We start from the raw sequence: 17,594 nt of genomic DNA, 5'->3' as shown, positions 1-17,594 counted from the left end.
TCAGGTACTTCGCGAAACTCGCGAATACTCCTACAGCGTCGTGAGCCAGTCCTTCAACTGGCCCACGATGATTCGGGGCTGACGCTGGAGGTCCGCGCAGTTCGCACTGCCCGTGAGGACGAGCGCCTGCCGCAGCCCGGCGAGGATGGCGCTCAAGGCCCGCTCGGCGCCCTCCAAGCCCCCCGCCTGCTGCGCGCGGAAGAGCGGCAGGGCCATGCCCGCGACGTTGGCGCCCAGGGCGATCACCTTCGCCGCGTCCAGGCCCGTGCGCAGGCCCCCCGAGGCCACCAGACGGGGCTCGGGACCCACGGCACGCCGCACCGAGGCGATGGCCGCCGCGGTGGGAATGCCCCAACTGGAGAACTCGGCGCCCACCTGGGCCTGCACGCCCGAGGCGCGCAGTTGCTCCACGCGCACCCACGAGGTGCCACCCAGCCCCGAGACATCCACGTTGCGCACGCCCAGGTCCACCAGGCGGCGCGCCACGTCGGGGCCGATGCCGCAGCCCGTCTCCTTCACGAGCAGACGCGCGCCGAAGGCCTTCACCAGCGCCTCCACGATCTTGTAGCCGCCGCGGAAGTCGCGATCACCCTCCGGCTGGGTGAGCTCCTGGCCCGCGTTGAGGTGCAGGGCCATGCCGTCGGCGCCAATGGCGTCCGCCAGCCGCCGCACGCCGTCCACGCCCAGGTGCACCGCCTGGTACAGACCGATGTTGCCGAGCAGTGGCACCGTGGGCGCCACATCCCGCACCTGGAAGGTCTCGCCCAGTTGCGGCCTCTCCGCCATGGCGCGCTGACTGCCCACGCCAAAGGCCAACCCGTGGCGCTCCGCCAGCAGCGCCAGATCCCGGTTCACCACCCCCGCGCGTGGCGTGCCACCCGTCATGCCCGTGATGAGCAGCGGATGGCGCAGCGTCTTGCCCAGGAACTCCGTGGACAGGTCCACATCCTCCACGGCCAGCTCTGGCATCGCGCAGTGAACCAGGCGCACGTCCTCCAGCAACGTGCTGTTGCCCGCCGGCTCGACGTCGCCAGTCGCGCAGAGGTCAAGATGGGCGTCCTTCCGTTTCGCCGTCGCCTCTTCCATCTCGTCCCGCCTGCCCTCTATCCGAGCCATGTGTCTGGAAAAAAATACAAGAACGCCGAGATTATCTGACCTCGCTGTTCCCTAGCAAGGAGGGCTGACAGGCGCAAGAGGCCACGGTAAGAGGGCGCCGTGAATCCTCCCGCGTCCAAGGTGGCTGTCTTTCTCCACAGCGGAGACTATGACCGTGTCCACCAGGGATTGGCCATCGCCGCCTCGGCGGTGGCCTCCGGACGCCGCGTGGAAGTGTATCTCTTCTGGTGGGCTTTGGAACGCTTCCTCCAAGGTCGGCTGGATGCTCCCGACTTCCACCCACCGCGCGAGGACGTGGCGGACCGCTTCGAGACCCGCCGCATCCCCACCCTGCGCGAGCTGCTGGAGCACCTGGCGGAGTCGGGGTTGTGCTCCATCCAGGGGTGCACGGGCTCGCTCGGTGCGCTGGGGGCCGAGCAATCGACCGAGGGCGCGCCCATCGACGGCTGGGTTGGCTGGAGCGCCATCCTGCAGAGGACCGCGGGCGTGGTGGACCGCTTCTACCTGTAGCGCCGCGCCATTTGACGCGTCCTTCCGCCTGCTTAGGTTCATTCCAGGACCCGGACAGGAAAGGAAAGTCGAGGCGAGCCCATGAGCGCGGGTGAGATGCGTACGAGTGGTGGAAATTGGGGGCACCGGCTGAGCAACGCGTTGAAGACGACCGTGCTGCTGGCGGGACTCACGGCGCTCCTGCTGTGGGTGGGCGCGCGGCTGGGCGGAGCGCAGGGACTCGTCATCGCCGGCTTCTTCGTCGTCGTGATGAACTTCGCCTCGTACTGGTTCAGCGATCGCATCGCCCTGGCCATGCACGGGGCGCGGCCGGTGGAGTACGCCGAGGCCCCCTGGCTGCACGCCATGGTGGAGCGGATCGCCGCGCGCGCGGGCATTCCCAAGCCGAAGGTCTACGTGCTGCCCACCCGGGCGCCCAACGCGTTCGCCACGGGCCGCAACCCCGAGCACGCCGCGGTGGCCGTGACGGCGGGCATCGTGGAGTTGTTGGACCGGCGCGAGCTGGAGGGCGTGCTCGCGCACGAGATCGGCCACGTGAAGAACCGCGACACGCTCATCGGCACCGTGGCGGCCACGATCGCGGGCGTCATCAGCTACGCGGCGCAGTCCCTCTTCTGGTTCGGCGGCTCGCTCCTGAGCCGCGATGACGACGAGAACGGCCTGGCCCACGCGCTCGGCAACCTGGGCGTGCTGCTGGTGGCGCCCATCGCCGCCACCCTGCTGCAGCTCGCGGTGAGCCGCTCGCGCGAGTACGGGGCGGATGCCACCGGCGCCGAGCTGTGTGGAGACCCGGATGCCCTGGCGGACGCGTTGATGAAGCTGGAGCACGGCGCGGAGCTGATGCCCTACGATCGGGCGCCGGCCACCTCGCACCTCTTCATCGTCAACCCGCTGTCCGGCGGCGCCATCATGGGCCTGTTCTCCACGCACCCGCCCATGGCCGAGCGGGTGCGCCGCCTGCGCGAGATGCGCGTTCACACGGGCGGACGCACCTGGCGCAACGCCTGGGCCTGAGCCCGGGCGCCTACCCCGCGATCGCCCGAGGCGCGGCAGTCCCCGTCTCGGCGGGGACGTCCTCCAGCGAGTCGAAGTGCGTGAAGGGATCCTCCATCATCTCGCGCAGCGTCTTGGCCAGGACGCTCGCGTGCATGCCGTCGATGAAGCGGTGATCGAACGTGGCGTTGACGTTCATCACCTTGCCCGCCACCACCTGGCCATTTTCCACCACGGGCGCGTCCTTCACCGCGCCCGGCGCGATGAGGATGGGCACTCGCGAGTAGGGCACGAGCGGCACATACGCCGTATCCAGCCCCAGCGAGCCCACGTTGGTGAGGATGAGCGAGCCGAACGCGTCATAGGGCATGCCCGCCCACCGCATGTCCCAGTTCAGCGTGTACATGAAGAAGGACATGAGCCAGGTGAAGAGATTGAGCAGCATATAGGGCACCTTCTGCACCGAGCCCTTGCCCTTCTCCATCACCGCGTCCTGGCGCTGGCGCACCCGCTGGAAGGCCCTCTCCATCTCGGTGGCGATGTCCCGCAGGCTCTTGCGCTCCGCGTCGTCGATCTTCGCCGAGCTCAGGTCCACCTTGCCGCCATCCGTCTGCACCACCAGCATGGAGATGGTGATGCGCTTGCGCAGGTAGATCTTGTTGAAGCGCAGGATGGCATTGGCCTCGGGGCAGCGGCGCAGCGCCTCGGCCATGGCCTTGGCCATCAGGTGCGTGACGGTGAGGCGGATGCCCGTCTTCTGACGGAAGGCCTCGATGTAGGCCAGGGCCTTCTCCATCCGCAGTGTCAGCGTCCCGTACACGGTCGGGTCGTACGCGGTCTTCCAGCTTCCGATGGCGAGTTTGCGGAAGCTGGAGATGTTGTCCTTGGGAATGAGCTCCAGGTGCGCCATGAGGCGGGGGTTCCTCCGAGACGAGAGCGGTCTCACAGCATCGCGTGTTCCGCTCCCCGGAGATAGCCCCCCGGCCGCCTTCCCCCCGAGGCGCACCGCGTCATTTCCGGGCCAGTGAACGGAAGGGAAGCTGGCCGTCCCCTGGGTGGGCGGGCGACGACGCCTATTGACGTCCCGCCTTCCGACGTTAGGCTGCGCCGCTTTTTGCATCGTCCCTGGAGATCCCCCTCGTGCTGGAATTACTCCTCATCGCCGTCTCGATCGGCTTCCTCACCACGCTTGGCATATTGCTCTTCCGCAAGGCCCCGAGCGCCGCGCCCGCCCTCCCCTCTTCCTCTTCCGCCGCGCGCGGTGAGGCGGCGGAGTCCGAGGCCAAGGCGCGTGCCCGGCTGGAGTCGGAGATTGAGCGCAAGAACAAGGAGCTGAACGAGCAGCGCACGCAGCTGCAAGAGGTCAAGGAGCAGCTCAAGCAGGCCAAGCGCAAGAATTACGAGCAGAAGGAGGCCGAGAAGGGCGAGAAGGATCTGGCCCGCGCCCGCGTCGAGGTGGAACGCAGCGCGTCCCTGCAGCTCGAGGCGGTCCGGGGTGAGCTGGCCCAGGCCGAGACGGAGCTGGCGCGTCTGCGCTCCGAGCTGGAGCTGGGCCGCGGCAACCGCCGCAATGCCCCCGCCCCCACCCCCGCCGCCGTGACGCCCGCCGCGCCCGCCGCGCAGCCCTCGGCGGTGCAGACCCAGCAACTGTCCGCTCCGCCGCAGTCCGGTGAGACGGTGGTGTCCGCCTCCACGACCGTGGTGCCCGCCGCCGTGGCCGAGGCGCCTCCCGCCGAGAAGGCCCCCCGCCGCTACCGCGAGCTGAACGACGCGGACCGCGAGAAGATGGAGCGCCTGGAGGCCACGGCCAACAAGGAGCGCGGCCGCGCCGCCGAGCTGGAGCGCGAGCTCAAGCGCGTCAAGGGCCGCGCCGACTCGCAGCAGCGCATCTTCTCCGCCGGCTCGCGCGAGCTGGATCTGGTGAAGGACAAGTACAAGGCGCTGGAGAAGCGGCTCAACCGCACCCTGCTGGAGCGGGATCTGCTGCGCCGCGCCATCAAGGATCTGGAGAAGAAGACGGGCATGCTGGCCGAGCGCACGGAGCTGACGCCGGACGAGATGGCCGCCAGCGACCGCAAGGTGGAGGAGGCCACGCAGGCCCGCGCCGCCGCCGAGGCCGCGCAGCAGCAGGCCGCCGCCACCCCGGCTCCCGAGGCCCCCAGCGCGTCCTCCGAGCAGCCCGCGGCGACCGAGGCCACTCCGGAAGACAAGCCCGCGACCCCGTAGGCCGTCCCGGCTCCTTCTCGCCCCTCCGGGAAGAAGGAGCCGTCAGTCCAGCGGAGGAGGCGTGTAGACGAAGAGGTCGCCCAGCGTCGCGCGCTCGCCTCCGTCGTCCTCCACGCCCCCCGCGACGAGCACCGCGCCATCCTCCAGCACCGTGCACGTGTGCTCGTAGCGAGGCCGCTCCAGGTTCTTCATCCCGAGGACGCCCGCCCCGCTTCCGTCCTTCCCCGGGAAGAGCAGTTCCGCGTGTGGATCGCTCACGAGTCCGCCGGAGCCGAAGCCCCGCCCGCCCAGCGTCATCACCCGCCCATCCGGCAGTGCCACCGCGCAGGGACCGCTCCGGGCGAACACCTGGGGCGCGGCTCCCGCGTTCAACGCTCCCTCCGAGAGAACCATCTCCGACGAGGCCAGCAGCGTGTCCGTCAACGCCTCACCGGGCGAGGCATGTCCGCCCACGTACAGCAGCCGCTCCCCCGAGCCAAACGGAACCAGCGCCGCGTCCCGCCGGGGCTCGCGCAGCACGCCGCCGCCCGACACCGGCACGAAGCTGTCTTCCTGGTACGCGAAGACCAGCACGTCCGGTTGGAGCGTCACCCCATCCGAGCCGCCCACCACCGCGATGCGCTGACCGTCCCCGAGGGCTTGCGCTCCCATGCCCACCCGGGCCACCGGGGTCGCCACGGAGAACACCCGGCCCGTGGTGGAGTCATACCCCTCGGCCTCGGTCACCACGCGTCCGCCCTCGCCCACGCCGCCCACCACGAGCACCCGCCCGCTCGCGTCCACCGCCGCCGCGTGACGGCCGCGCGCATGCGCCCACTCCACGCTCGTGGACCGCGCCGCCGCCACGTCCAGGACCTGGGCCACCTTCAAGGGCACGGCCTCCCCCGCCGTCCACACCTCGCCGCCCACCAGCATCACCTGGCCATCCGGCAGCCGTGTCGCCGTGTGGAAGGCGCGCGCGGCGCTCAAGTCTGGCAGGCGCTCCAGGGAGCCTCGCGACGGATGGAACACCTCCACCGAGGCCAGCGAGGAGGGCCTGCCCTCGGAATCCAGTTGGAAACCCCCGGCGAGCAACACCCGCCCATCCTCCAGCAGGGTCGCCGTGTGCCCCGCCCGGGCCTCCGCCAGCTCCAGGCACGCGTCCCCATCGAGCGACGGCCGTGTGTACTCGCCCACCCGGCGCAGGGCGACGTCCACGGTGGAGCCCTCCGGCGTGGCGCTCCAGTCGGAGGCATGCGAACGCCCCACGGCCACCACCCGGCCTCCCGACACGGGCAGATCCGTGTACCCCCGCACCTCCAGCACCCGGCCCTTGCCGGACGCCACGGCGGGAGCCCCCCGCACGCCTTCCTCCACCGGGGTGAAGCGCTCCACGGGCTCCAGGCCCACGCCCGTGACGCGCCAGCGCAGATAGCGCACCCCCTCCAGCACCGGCGTCCCGGAGCACACCCGCGTGCTCAGCCGCACACTGGGGCTCACCTGCTCGCCACACCCCCCCAGGAGCCACCCTCCCATCGTGACGGCGAGCGCCTTCCAGCCCGGCCGCCCACCGCGCCCCATGCCTGTCCCGCGCCTCATGTCGCTCCCTTTCGAGCCCCGCCCATTCCGGCACAGACGAAAGAGGGCTTGCGCTCGGACCGGCGCGAGCGTAGCGATGCCTTCTGGCCCTGGTCAACGCGGCCTTCCGTCCCCCGAATGAAGCTCTCGCTCGCCACCCGCATCTTCCTGGGCTACGCGGTGGTGCTCGTCACCTTTGGCGCGGTGTCGCTCTTCAGCGTGGCGGAGCTGCACCGCAACCAACTGGAAATCCGCCTGGTCAGCCAGGGCTACCTACAGTTGTCCCAGGACGCCGCCGCGCTCGAGTCCTTCCACACCAACCAGGAGAAGGACACCGAGCGCATCCTCGAGGAGCCCAGCGCGGAGACCCGGCGGGGCTTCATCCGGCTGGCCCGGCTCTACGTCCCCTCCCTCATGACGGAGCGCCTGCGCGAGGCCCAGGACCGGGCCCGGGAAGTCCGGGGGCTGGCTCCCGCGGGCGAGGTGCGCTTCGTGATGGACCTGGAGTCGCGCCTGGCGGAGCTGTCCCTGCGCGCCCAGTCCTACGGGCGAGCGGCGGAGGCCGTCTTCACCGTGCTCGCCCGCGAGGCCCCCGCCCCGGACGAGGTGGCGCGCGTCGGCGCCGAGCTGCGCCAGCAGGAGACCGCCATCGGCCGCGACATCCGCTTCCTGCGCGCCGTGCTCAACAACCGCATCCGCGAGCGCGTGGACGGGGCCGAGGAGCGGGAGCGCAGGACGGGTCTGGCCATCATCACCCTGTCCGTGCTGGCCATCATCGTGGGCCTCGTCGCCACCGCCTGGTCGGCGCGCACGCTGCGCCCGGTGCGCACCCTCATCGAGGCCGTGTCCCGCATCGGCCGCGGCGACTACAGCGCCCAGCTCGGCGTGGCGGGCGAGGACGAGGTGGCGGTGCTCGCCCGGGAATTCGACGCCATGGCCCGCTCGCTCCAGGCGCGCGAGGCCCAGCTCAAGGCCCAGGCCGAGGCCCTCATGCGCGCCGAGCAGCTGGCCGCCGTGGGCCGCATCTCCGCCCAGGTGGCCCACGAGGTGCGCAACCCCCTGTCCTCCATCGGACTCAACGTGGAGCTCATGCAGGACGCCTTCGCGCATGCCACCTTCGACTCGCCCGCCGAGGCGCACGAGGCCCGCGAAATCCTCGGCGCCGTCACCCGCGAGGTGGACCGGCTCACCGAGGTCACCGAGCAATACCTGCGCATGGCCCGCCCCCCGCGCCCCAGCCTCGAGCCCACGGACGTCACCGAGGTGCTCGCCAGCGTGCTGGACTTCTCGCGCGAGGAGCTGGAGCGCGCCGGCGTGGAGGTCGTCCGCGAGCTGTCCCCGGCCAACCCCCGCGCCCTCGCCGACGAGGGACAGCTGCGCCAGGTCTTCCTCAACCTCCTGCGCAACGCGCGCGAGGCCATGCTCGACGGCGGCCGGCTCACCATCACCACCCAGGCCCACGCGCGCGAGGTGGAAGTCTCCCTGCGCGACACCGGCCACGGCATGAGCGAGGCCGTGCGCGCCCACCTCTTCGAGCCCTTCTTCTCCACCAAGGAGGACGGCACGGGCCTCGGCCTCGCCGTCTGCCAGCAGATCCTCAAGGCCCACGGCGGCGAGCTCTCGTGCCAGAGCGCACCCGGCCAGGGCACCACCTTCTTCGTCAGGCTTCCCCGCGCATGAGCTTCACCTACCACCGCGACGTGCTGTCCAACGGCCTGCGTGTCGTCACCGTCGAGACTCCTCACCTGCACACCGCCCTGCTCGCGGTGTACGTGCGCACCGGCAGCCGCCATGAGACGCACCTCACCAACGGCGTCAGCCACTTCCTCGAGCACCTCTTCTTCCGGGGCTCCGAGGGCTGGCCCGACACCGTGCGGATGAACTCCGCCGTGGAGGAGGTGGGCGGCAACCTCAATGGCGTCACCACGCGCGATCACGGCTACTACTACACCCCCCTGCACCCCGCGCACCTGGACGTGGGCATGGCCATCCTCGGCGACATGCTCACCCGCCCCCGGCTCACCGACATGGAGGTGGAGCGCAACATCATCCTCGAGGAGATGCTCGACGAGGTGGACGAGAAGGGCCGGGACATCGACATCGACAACCTGTCCAAGCGCGCGCTCTTCCCGGACCACCCCCTGGCCTTCAAGATCGCCGGCACGCGCGAGTCCGTCTCCCAGCTCACCCACCCGCAGGTGCTCGAGCACTTCGCGCGCCACTATGTCACCGGCAACCTGGTGGTGACGGCCGCGGGCCGGGTCCAGCGCGAGCAGGTGCTCGAGCTCGTGGAGCGGCACTTCGCCCGGCTGCCCCACGGCCCCCAGAGCCAGGACATTCCCCCGCCCCCCACGCCCCGGGGCCCGCGCCTGCACGTCGTCACCCACGACGAAGCCCAGACGGAGTTCCGCCTGAGCTTCCGCACCGTGCCCGAGCACCACCCAGACTGGCCCGCCCTGCAACTGCTCCGTCGATTTCTCGACGATGGCCTGTCGTCCCGGCTGCCCTTCGAAATCGTCGAGAAGCGGGGGCTCGCCTACTCCGTCCATGCCTCGCTGGAGGCCTTCCACGACGCGGGCATCTTCGAGATCGAGGCGGCGAGCGCACCGGAGCGGGCCTCGCTCGTCGTGGCGGAGACCTTCCGGGTGCTGGGGGAGTTGGCCAGTCAGACCGTGGCCGAGGAAGAGCTGACACGTGCCAAACGGCGCCACCGGATGCTGCTGGAATTTTCCCAGGACGCCCCCGGGGAGCTGTCCGGATGGTTTGGCGGCACGGAACTCTTCCGCCTTCCTGAATCCTTCGGCCGGCGCGCGGACCTGGTGGACGAAACCAGCGCCGAGCGGGTGCGCGACGTGGCCCGGCGCTACTTCGCCCGGGACAACCTCACCGTGGTGGCGGTGGGACAGCGCAAGGGAATCAGGGCCTTGGAGAAGGTAGTGGACGCCTCGGAAGGCCTGCCATCCGCCATCTGACGATGTCCGCGGCTTCCCGCAGTCAGAAGTAGTCGACACCCCCCGAGGGGACTACCCTGCCGCGCACCGCGTCGCGGATGGCCCGCGAGCCGCCAGGGCCGAAGCGGGGGATTTGGCGAATGATGAGTGCTGTCTTGAGCCAGAAAGAGCCCGTGGTCTTCAGCCAGGTGGTCGAGTCCCTCTTCAAGCTCGTCGAGAAGGAACGGTTCGACTCGGACAAGCGCAAGCGGCTCAAGGCCATTGGCATCGATCTGGACCAGCCCTTCCTCGTCGCCTACTCCGTCCCCACGTGGTTTGGCGCCGTGGGGGTGTGCGCGGAAATCCTCTACCCCGACCTGCCCATCGAGCAGGCGCGCTACCGCATTGGCCGCGAGCTCGTGGATACCTTTGGCCGGACGGGAATGGGCCGGGCCGTGTTCGTGATGTTCCGGATGCTCGGCTGGGCCAGCTCCCTCTCGCGCATCACCCGGGGGCTCCAGTCCGGAACCAACTTCCTGTCGGCCCAGACGCGCTTCCTGCCGAATGGCTCGCTCGAGGTGAGCTTCGAGGTGCAGCCCGAGTTCCACGCCGCGCTCGGGGCCCAGTCGGGCATCGACCCGTACTTCATGAACGGCAACATGGATGGGATGATGGCCCTGGTCGGTGCCCCCTTCCATCCCGGGGTGTTGCAGCCCCGGGAGCCCAGCTCCCAGCGGGCCGTCTATGTGCTGCGCCGCAAGTAACGAGCCTCCACCCCCATGAACTCCTCCCTCCTGGATTGGCGTGCGCGACTGGAAGCGTGTGGCGTCGACGAGGCCCGGGACGTGCCCCCCAGCCTGGGCGCCCAGCTCCTGCGCTCGTGGCGCGAGCCCCTGGCCGCCGAGGCCGCGCTGCGCGAGCACCTGGAGCAGCAACCCGAGGACAAGGACGCCCTCAAGACGCTCATCGCCGTGCTGCGGGAGCTGGGCCGGGGCGACGAGGAAGTCCCCTTGCGCCGCCAGCTCCAGGAGCGTCGCTGCCGTGACCTGGGCGTGCCCGAGGCCGAGCGCGACGCGGTGATCGCCTACCTGGAGGCGGCCGAGACCGGGAGCACGCCACCGGAACGCTCGGCCAGTGCGTACGTGGCCGCGCTGTTCGACCTCTACGCGCCGAGCTTCGACGACAGCCTGCGCGGCCTGCTCGCCTACCGCGCCCCCGAGCGCCTCATGGAGGCCGTCCAGTCCGCGCTCGGACCCCGGAGCGCGCTGGACGTGCTGGACCTGGGCTGCGGCACGGGGCTCGCCGGCCCCCTGCTCCGGCCCCTGGCCCGCCGCCTGGAGGGAATCGACCTGTCCCCGCGCATGCTCGACAAGGCGCGGGAACGACACCTGTACGACTCGCTCCGGGCGGGGGAAATCACCGCGGAGCTGGGCATCTCCTCCTCCCGGTACGATCTCATCGTCGCCGTGGACGTGCTCGTCTACTTCGGCGCGCTGGAGAGGGTCTTCGCCCTCGGGGCCCGGCGGCTCGCTCCCGGCGGCCTGTTCGCGTTCACCGTGGAGAAGAGCCGCGAGCCCGGCTACCAGCTCCAACCGAGCGCGCGCTATGCCCACCACCTCGACTACGTGAGGCGGTGCGCCCACGCGACGGGCCTGCACCCGGTGGTGGAGCGCGAGGAGACGCTGCGCCGCCAGGCGGGCCAACCCGTCACGGGCCATGTGATAGTGCTGGCCGGACCCTGATTCGCACGACAAGGCAGGCGGAACATGCTCCTCCGAGAAGAAGCACCCGCGGACGTCGAGGCCATCCGCCGGATCGTCGAGCACGCCTTTGGCCGCCCCGAGGAAGCGGCGCTGGTGGACGCCCTGCGCGACAGCGGCGATACCGTGCTCTCGCTCGTGGCGGAGGAGGCGGGCGCGCTCGTCGGCCATGTCCTGTTCTCCCGGATGGAGGCGCCCATGCGGGCCCTGGGACTGGCGCCGGTCGCGGTGATGCCAGGCGCGCAACGCCGGGGCGTGGGCGGCGCGCTCATCCGGGAAGGGCTCGCCCGCGCGCGCCAGGGCGGCTGGGAGGCGGTGTTCGTCCTGGGCGAGCCTCCTTATTACGAGCGGTTCGGCTTCACCGCGGCGGCGGCCTCGGGCTTCCGCTCCCCCTACGCGGGCCCCTACTTCATGGCGCTCGCCCTGCGAGGCCCGGAGCTGTCTCCCCGCGAGGGCGCCGTCGCCTACGCGCGGCCCTTCGCCGCGCTCGGCTGAGCACGGCACCCGAGTCCTCTCTCAGCGCCGTCCGCCCCGCATGATGACCGGCCCCGAGGGCTTCTTCGAGGGCAGCGCCTTCTTCAAGTCCCGCTGGATGGCCAGGTAGTGCGCGTTCTTGGAGTCCTGCTTGAGCGCCTCGGCGATGAGCTTGAGGCCCTGGTCCGTGCGCGTGCGGCTCTGCGCGTACATCTCCGCGAGCGTCACCTTGTCCTCCAGGGAGCCCTCGCCCAGAAGCACGAGCTTTTCCAGGGACTCGCGCGCCAGGTTCAGCTCGCCCGCCTGCCGGTGGATGCGCCAGAGCTTGTTGAGCGCGGGGATGAAGCGGCCGTTCTCGTCGAGCGCCATGCCGAAGTCCCGCTTCGCGCGCGGGAGATCGCCCCCGGCCTCCGCGATGAGGCCCCGGACATACAGGGCCCGGGCGGAGCCGGGTTGGGCCCGGAGCGCCTGCTCCACTCGCGCCAGGGCCTCGGTCGGGTTGCCCAGCTCCAACTGCGTCTGGGCGAGCCGGGCGAGGAGGTCCGCGTTCTGCGGGTACTGGCCCACCGCCTGGACGAGCAACTTCTCCGCGTCCGGACGGCGATCCAACGCCGAGAGCACTTCCACCCGCAGGGTGACGATCTCCGGGCGCAAGGAGACCTCGGGCGCGAGCTGCTCCAGGTCCTGCTGGGCGTACTCCGCGTAACCACTGCGCAGGAAGTAGCGCGCGCGCAGCACCCGCGCCGCCGTCAGCCCCGGCTGCTCCTGCAGGAGCCTGTCCATCAGCTTGGCGGCCAGCACCTCCTCGCCCTTGGCCAGGAGGATCTCCGCCTCCACCACCTTGGCGTCCACGTCGTCCGGACGGTTCTTCTGGATGCGCTCCAGCGTCTTGAAGGCGGCGTCATGCTGGCCGTCCCGCGTCTGCAGGTGCGCCAGCCGCAACAGGTCCAGGTCCCCGAGCTGCTCCGCCTCGCGCATCTCCAGCAGGACGGCGATGGCCTGGCGCGGAAGGCCGTCCCGCTCGTAGCGATCGGCCAGCTTGCGCTTGATGTCGGGCGTCTCCGCGGGGTTGACGGACATGGCCTGCTTGAGCGCCAGGATGGCCGCGCCCGAGTTGCCCGCGCGGTGGTGGGCCTCGGACAGCTGGAGCAGGGGCTCGGTGCGGTCCGGCGCCATCCCCGAGGCCTGCATGAAGGACTTCGCGGCCAGCGCGGGCTGATCGCTGGCCATCAGGGCGCGCCCCTCGTCCATCTTCGCTTGGAACTTCTGCTCCTGGGAGCTGGCGGAGCGGGTGTCGGCGTCCTTGCAGGCGAGCGACAGCAACAGTGGTAGGGCCCAGAACGGGCGAAGGAGTCTCAAATGCATCGCTGAGATACAGGGTAGCGGATGTTATCCTGCCTCGTCGATGGACCCATTCGTGCGGCGCCTCGTGGAGAGGCTCCATGACCCAGCGCGTCCCCTGTCGCGCAACCGCCACTTCCACACGTTCGACACGCCCGAGGGCCGCCTGGCGCTCAAGGTGTCGAGACGCTTGAAGAGCCTCCACCAGGACATCCTCGCGTGCGTGCGCGAGGGGCGGCGGGCCCGGCTCTTCCGTCACGTCGACCCCGCGGGCGAGCACCGCATCGAGCTGCACTTCGAGCGCATCGCGGGCCGCCGCGTGTCCCATCTCAAGAAGGCGGAGCTGGAACTGCTCGCCCAGCTCCCCGGCGTGAGCGAGGCCCTGAAGGGCGACCTCTGAGAGGACCCCGCCCTGGCGCCCCTACGGCGCCGTGGACGCGGAGCGCGCGGACGGCGGCAGCGGAATGCCGGGCGACAGGGGCGTGGGGTTGAGCGCCAGGACGAGCAGGCTGCGCAGGGCGTCCTTGAGATCCTCCCCCACGCTGACGGAGCCCGCGGGCGCGTCCTGGAGTTCCTGGGGCACCTCGTGGCCCAGCACCACCACGGGCAGGCGGATGTCCCACGCCAGGAAGTGGGCCAGCTTCACCGCCGCCTCCGTGGTGTCGAACAAGAGCGCCCCCACCGCCCCGGCGCTGAACGGCCGCCACAAGGGCCGGGCCGCCTCCGCCGGGGGCAGCACGCAGAAGTCCAGGTGCAGCAGCTCGTTGAGCTCCATGCGGCCCAGCGTGCCGAAACCACTGCGCACCGCGGGCGGCTCGGCGGCCACCGCGGCGAGCTCCGCCAACTGGGAGAGCACCCGCCGGGCCACCGCCGGACCACTGCCACACACGAAGAGCTTCGCCGTGGCATCGCGCGACACGCCCCGGCCCCGGAGGATGCGGCCGCGCAGCGCGTGCAGCTCGGCGGGCGCGAGCAGGGGCGCGCTGACCCCCGCGTCGGCATCGCCCTCGGCCATGCGGGCCACGCCCTTCTGCAGGAGCGTGTGCAGCACCCCCACCACTTCCAGATCCGTGGCGGGCGCCAGGTCCAACACCTCGCTCACGGCGCGGGGCTGGCGCAGCAGCTCCACCACCTGCGCCGTCACCGGGTGCTGGTCCTGTTGCAGATCCGCGTCCGGCGCGAGCACCAGCCGGGTGTTGCGCGGCGGCAGTCCGGGCAGCAGCCGGTTCACCTCGTCCGCCTGCCGCATCGCCTCCAGCAGGGCGCTGTCCATGGGGCGCTGGATGCGGGGCTTGCCGGACGTGTTGCCGGGCGCGAAGGTGAACGTGCCCTCGGTCCACACCAGGAGCCGGAAGAGGGCCTTCTCGCCCTCGGCGCGGCCGGCCCGGGCGTTGAACGGGCGGCCCTCCACCACGACGATCTCCCCGCGATCGTTGCCCTTCTCCAGCGTCAGCTTCCCGCTGCGCTTGTTCATCCCGAGGATCTGCATCAGGTCCGGGATGCTCAGCTGACTGAGCGAGCCTTCGATCTCCTGGACCTCGCTCTTGAGATCCTTGGCCGCCTCGCTGCGCCGGAAGACGTGCTCGATGCGCGAGAGCACTTCATCCAGGTTGAAGGGCTTGCGCAGGAAGCCATCGCGCAGGCCGCGCATCTTGTCGGCCTCGAGCTGGCTGGTGGAGACCACGACGGGGATGTCATCCGTGCGCGGGTTGGTGTGCAGGATGTTGATGAAGGTGCGCGCGTCCAGCATCCGGCACGCCTCATCGAAGAGGATGAGATCCGGGTGGCGCAGCACGGCGACCTCCAGGGCCCGCGAGCCATCCGGCGCGTAGTGCACCTGGTAGCCCCGGGTGCGCAGGGCGCGCGACAGGGGGCGGACGGACTCGAGGTCGGGGTCGGCGATGAGGATTTTTCGGACCTGGGCCAAGGAAGCTCCGCGAGTCAGTACGGCTGCAGGTCGTATTCGGCCTGCAGGCGGGTGATGAGCCCATCCACCACGGCGGTGTCGGACGAGTGGAAGCCCCAGGTGGCGCCGAGTCCGCGGCGCTGGATGAGCGCGTAGGCGGCGTTCTCCGACAGCCAGAGGATGAACTCATGGCGGCCCATGCGCTCGTCCCCCTCCAGGAACACGGGCGTGAGGGCGCGGTGCGACTCCAGGTCCACGCGCCGCCCCAGCAGGTAGATGCGCGAGGCCATGTCGGGCGAGGCCGACTCCAGCCCCTGCGCGATGGGCAGATCCGAGCGGATCTCCGGCCCGCCCACGTAGAGCAGTCCGCGAGAACTCGGGTCGCGCATCAGCTCGCGGGCGATCTCCGCCTGCAGCTCGTCGAAGAGCACGTCGGACACCTTGCCCCGGCGCGAGGGCTCGGCGTGCTCCTCCACCGGCAGCTTGGGACTGGAGGCATTGCCCAACAGCAGCTCCACCTCGTCCCAGAAGGGCAGCGTGTCGAGCATCAGCTTGCGCTGCAGGGACGCCCGGCGCTCGTCCATGCGCCGGCGGCAGCGGTACATCAACTCGTCGAAGTCCTCGCCATCCTTGGGGAAGGTGCTCGCCCCACCCACCAGCGCGAGCGGCAGCCGCGCCTCCACTTCCTGGGCCTCGGGCTCCTCGCGCACGGCGGCCAGCGCGCGGCGCACGAACATCATGGCCCCGAAGAAGTCCGTCTCCGGCAGGAGCAGGTAGAACTCCTGTTCGCTCGCCTTGGCGATGACGTCCGAGTCCCGGACGATGCGCGAGAGCGCCTTGATGATGCCGCGCACCGCGAGCTTGGCCTCCGTGGGCCCCAGGCGCAGACGCACGAGCGGCAGGTTGTCCACGGAGAACGTCAAGAGCGAGAACATGCGCCCGTAGCGGCGCGCCTTGTAGATTTCCTTGGAGGCGTAGTCGGTGAAGTAGCTGAGGTTGTACGCGGCGGTGTCGCGATCGCGCAGGCCCAGCCGCTGCAACGCCAGCATCCGCCGGCCGTTCTTCACGCCCACCGCGGCGGAGTCCCCGAGGATCTTCGCGTAGCGCAGGTGCTCGATGCGGAAGTCCCCGGCGAGCGGATCCGACAGCTGCGCCAGGCCCATCAGCTCGCCATTGCTGATGAAGGGCACATAGAGGATGGGGGACTTGCCGTCGCGGGCGACCCAGGGCAGGGCCTCGCGCATGCGGTTGCCGAGCGGACCTTCCGTGCTGAGCCGCTCCGCGAGGAAGTGGCGATCCAACAGGCCCCGGTAGGCGCGCAGCATCAGGTTGCCCCGATCGTCGGCGATCCACAGGGCGGCGCTCTGGGCGTCGCACACGGAGGCCAGCTCGGCGGCCACGCGCTCCTGCAACCACTCGAGGTCCGGCTGGGACAGGAACTCCAGGCAGCGCTGGTGCAGGTCCTGGTAGCGGGTGAACTCCAGGTTCTCGTTCTGGAGCTGGGCGCGCTCGCGGCGCAGCTGGGCGCGCTCCGTGCAGCGCTCGGCGGCCAGGAGGAGATCCGCCTCGTCCACGGGCTTGGTGAGCACGACGGACACGCCCACGCTCAAGGCCATGGCGGAGCCCTTCACGTCCGTGCGCGTGCTGACGAGCACCACCTCCTGTTCAGGATCGCGCTCGCGCAGCTTCTCGGTGAGCGCGATGCCGTCCATGCCCGGCATCACCACATCGGTGATGACGAGATCGAAGGGCGTACGGCCCACCTCCTCCAGTGCCTGGGCGGCGCTCTCCGCGGTGACGACGCGGTAGCCCCGCTTGGTGAGCATGTCGGAGGCGAGCTGCCGGAAGAAGTTGTCGTCGTCGACGACGAGGATGGGACCGGCCACGGAGGGGGACTCGGCGATCAGGAGTGGAAGACCCGCAGGTTACCGGCCCGGGGCATCCGGGACAACGCCAGTGAAGACGAAGGCCACGGGCCCCCGCATGCGGATGTCGGAAAGGTCCGAGGGGACACGAATGAGCAGGTCACCTCCTGGCAGGCTGACACGTGACCAGGCATCCGCCGGGCGGCGCTGGGCCAGCACCGCCGCCACGGCCGCCGCGCAGGCGCCGGTGCCACAGGCCTGTGTGAGCCCACAGCCGCGCTCCCACACCACCACCGTCAGTCCGTCCTCGTCCACCCGGACGAATTCCACGTTGGTGCGGTCCACGAAACCGGGGTGGCGCTCGAGCACGGGGCCCAGGCGGCTCGCGTCCTCGAGCGGCTGGTCGAGCAGCACGAGGTGCGGGTTGCCCATGCTGATGGCGTGGCCGGTGAGGCCCGGGTGGCCGGGGATGGGCGCCGCGAGGAAGGGCGTCTGGGTGGCACCGGAGGGCAGGTTGGGCGCGACGAGCCGCGCGGGCCCCATGGAGATCTCCACCTGGGCGACGCCATCCGAGCCAAACCCGGGCGCACACGAGAGCACGCCGGCGCCCGTCTCCACGAGGATGCTCTCGGGCTTCTCTCCCGAGTTGTCCACCAGGTACTTCACCGCGCAGCGCAGGCCGTTGCCGCACATCTCGGCGATGCTTCCATCGGCGTTGTGCACCACCATCCGCGCCACGCCCGCCTCCGAGGGCAACAGGGCCAGCACGCCATCCGCGCCAACGCCCAGCCGCCGATCGCACAACCACCGCGAGGTGGCCGCGTCGATGTCCTCACCATTCTGACGGCGGTCCAGCAGGATGAAGTCGTTGCCGAGGCCGTGGTACTTGAAGAAGAACTCTGTCGTGCTCATGGGC

The 17,594-nt window shown here is 70.6% G+C and carries 16 protein-coding genes; 9 read left to right on the top strand and 7 right to left on the bottom strand.

All coding sequences use genetic code 11. The features are described from left to right. Nucleotides 1–30 precede the first annotated feature (30 nt). Nucleotides 31–1,086, bottom strand: coding sequence for a type 2 isopentenyl-diphosphate Delta-isomerase (fni, locus tag MEBOL_RS28770; RefSeq protein ID WP_095980449.1), 1,056 nt, complete (start codon nucleotides 1,084–1,086; stop codon nucleotides 31–33). Between the two features lie 129 nt (nucleotides 1,087–1,215). On the opposite strand from fni, the gene MEBOL_RS28765 reads away from it, so the two are divergent. Beyond that, entirely contained in the window at nucleotides 1,216–1,626 is a 411-nt protein-coding gene (locus MEBOL_RS28765) for a hypothetical protein (RefSeq protein WP_245918929.1), read from the top strand. A gap of 81 nt (nucleotides 1,627–1,707) precedes the next feature. Further along, complete coding sequence (locus MEBOL_RS28760; protein WP_095980448.1) at nucleotides 1,708–2,640, top strand: zinc metalloprotease HtpX; 933 nt, start codon at nucleotides 1,708–1,710, stop codon at nucleotides 2,638–2,640. Nucleotides 2,641–2,650: 10 nt separating this feature from the next. On the opposite strand, the gene MEBOL_RS28755 is transcribed toward MEBOL_RS28760, so the two are convergent. Then, the gene (locus tag MEBOL_RS28755) at nucleotides 2,651–3,529 is read right to left on the bottom strand and encodes a 2-oxo acid dehydrogenase subunit E2 (protein WP_095980447.1); all 879 of its coding nucleotides are present in this window, start codon (nucleotides 3,527–3,529) and stop codon (nucleotides 2,651–2,653) included. A gap of 230 nt (nucleotides 3,530–3,759) precedes the next feature. Between MEBOL_RS28755 and MEBOL_RS28750 the strand changes: the two genes are divergently transcribed. Beyond that, complete coding sequence (locus MEBOL_RS28750) at nucleotides 3,760–4,845, top strand: coiled-coil domain-containing protein (protein ID WP_425437559.1); 1,086 nt, start codon at nucleotides 3,760–3,762, stop codon at nucleotides 4,843–4,845. A gap of 42 nt (nucleotides 4,846–4,887) precedes the next feature. Here MEBOL_RS28750 and MEBOL_RS28745 read toward each other — a convergent pair whose 3' ends face one another. Continuing rightward, nucleotides 4,888–6,423 (bottom strand): Kelch repeat-containing protein, encoded by a 1,536-nt coding sequence (locus MEBOL_RS28745; protein ID WP_157775593.1) that lies wholly within the window; start codon nucleotides 6,421–6,423, stop codon nucleotides 4,888–4,890. Between the two features lie 117 nt (nucleotides 6,424–6,540). Here MEBOL_RS28745 and MEBOL_RS28740 point away from each other — a divergent pair, with 117 nt between their 5' ends. The 5 genes from MEBOL_RS28740 (at nucleotide 6,541) to MEBOL_RS28720 (ending at nucleotide 11,587) form a co-directional block, all read left to right on the top strand. After that, a complete protein-coding gene (locus tag MEBOL_RS28740) occupies nucleotides 6,541–8,082 on the top strand; it encodes a sensor histidine kinase (protein WP_095980445.1) in 1,542 nt (513 codons plus the stop codon). Continuing rightward, complete coding sequence (locus MEBOL_RS28735) at nucleotides 8,079–9,374, top strand: M16 family metallopeptidase (RefSeq protein WP_095980444.1); 1,296 nt, start codon at nucleotides 8,079–8,081, stop codon at nucleotides 9,372–9,374. The genes MEBOL_RS28740 and MEBOL_RS28735 overlap by 4 nt, the downstream gene beginning before the upstream one ends. Before the next feature lie 134 nt (nucleotides 9,375–9,508). Further along, nucleotides 9,509–10,096, top strand: coding sequence for a DUF2378 family protein (locus MEBOL_RS28730; protein WP_157775589.1), 588 nt, complete (start codon nucleotides 9,509–9,511; stop codon nucleotides 10,094–10,096). Nucleotides 10,097–10,111: 15 nt separating this feature from the next. After that, the gene (locus MEBOL_RS28725; protein WP_095980442.1) at nucleotides 10,112–11,074 is read left to right on the top strand and encodes a class I SAM-dependent DNA methyltransferase; all 963 of its coding nucleotides are present in this window, start codon (nucleotides 10,112–10,114) and stop codon (nucleotides 11,072–11,074) included. 24 nt (nucleotides 11,075–11,098) lie between these two features. Continuing rightward, nucleotides 11,099–11,587 carry a GNAT family N-acetyltransferase gene (locus MEBOL_RS28720; RefSeq protein WP_095980441.1) on the top strand — a complete coding sequence of 163 codons (489 nt, stop codon included), beginning with the start codon at nucleotides 11,099–11,101 and terminating at the stop codon, nucleotides 11,585–11,587. A gap of 21 nt (nucleotides 11,588–11,608) precedes the next feature. Here MEBOL_RS28720 and MEBOL_RS28715 read toward each other — a convergent pair whose 3' ends face one another. After that, the gene (locus MEBOL_RS28715) at nucleotides 11,609–12,931 is read right to left on the bottom strand and encodes a tetratricopeptide repeat protein (RefSeq protein ID WP_245918927.1); all 1,323 of its coding nucleotides are present in this window, start codon (nucleotides 12,929–12,931) and stop codon (nucleotides 11,609–11,611) included. 40 nt (nucleotides 12,932–12,971) lie between these two features. On the opposite strand from MEBOL_RS28715, the gene MEBOL_RS28710 reads away from it, so the two are divergent. Next, nucleotides 12,972–13,307: a hypothetical protein gene (locus MEBOL_RS28710; protein WP_095980440.1), complete on the top strand. Its 336-nt coding sequence runs from the start codon at nucleotides 12,972–12,974 to the stop codon at nucleotides 13,305–13,307. Nucleotides 13,308–13,328: 21 nt separating this feature from the next. Here MEBOL_RS28710 and MEBOL_RS28705 read toward each other — a convergent pair whose 3' ends face one another. The 3 genes from MEBOL_RS28705 to dapF are packed head-to-tail and all read right to left on the bottom strand — an operon-like array spanning nucleotide 13,329 to nucleotide 17,590. Next, complete coding sequence (locus tag MEBOL_RS28705; RefSeq protein ID WP_095980439.1) at nucleotides 13,329–14,834, bottom strand: DUF4388 domain-containing protein; 1,506 nt, start codon at nucleotides 14,832–14,834, stop codon at nucleotides 13,329–13,331. A 14-nt stretch (nucleotides 14,835–14,848) separates the two neighbouring features. Continuing rightward, entirely contained in the window at nucleotides 14,849–16,699 is a 1,851-nt protein-coding gene (locus tag MEBOL_RS28700) for a GGDEF domain-containing response regulator (protein ID WP_095980438.1), read from the bottom strand. Between the two features lie 39 nt (nucleotides 16,700–16,738). Then, nucleotides 16,739–17,590 (bottom strand): diaminopimelate epimerase, encoded by an 852-nt coding sequence (gene dapF, locus MEBOL_RS28695; RefSeq protein ID WP_095980437.1) that lies wholly within the window; start codon nucleotides 17,588–17,590, stop codon nucleotides 16,739–16,741. Nucleotides 17,591–17,594: the final 4 nt, after the last annotated feature.

Source organism: Melittangium boletus DSM 14713, from assembly GCF_002305855.1.
GTDB lineage: Bacteria > Myxococcota > Myxococcia > Myxococcales > Myxococcaceae > Cystobacter > Cystobacter boletus.
The sequence above is the reverse complement of the archived record's forward strand: the minus strand, read 5'-3'. Positions and strand labels throughout refer to the sequence as shown.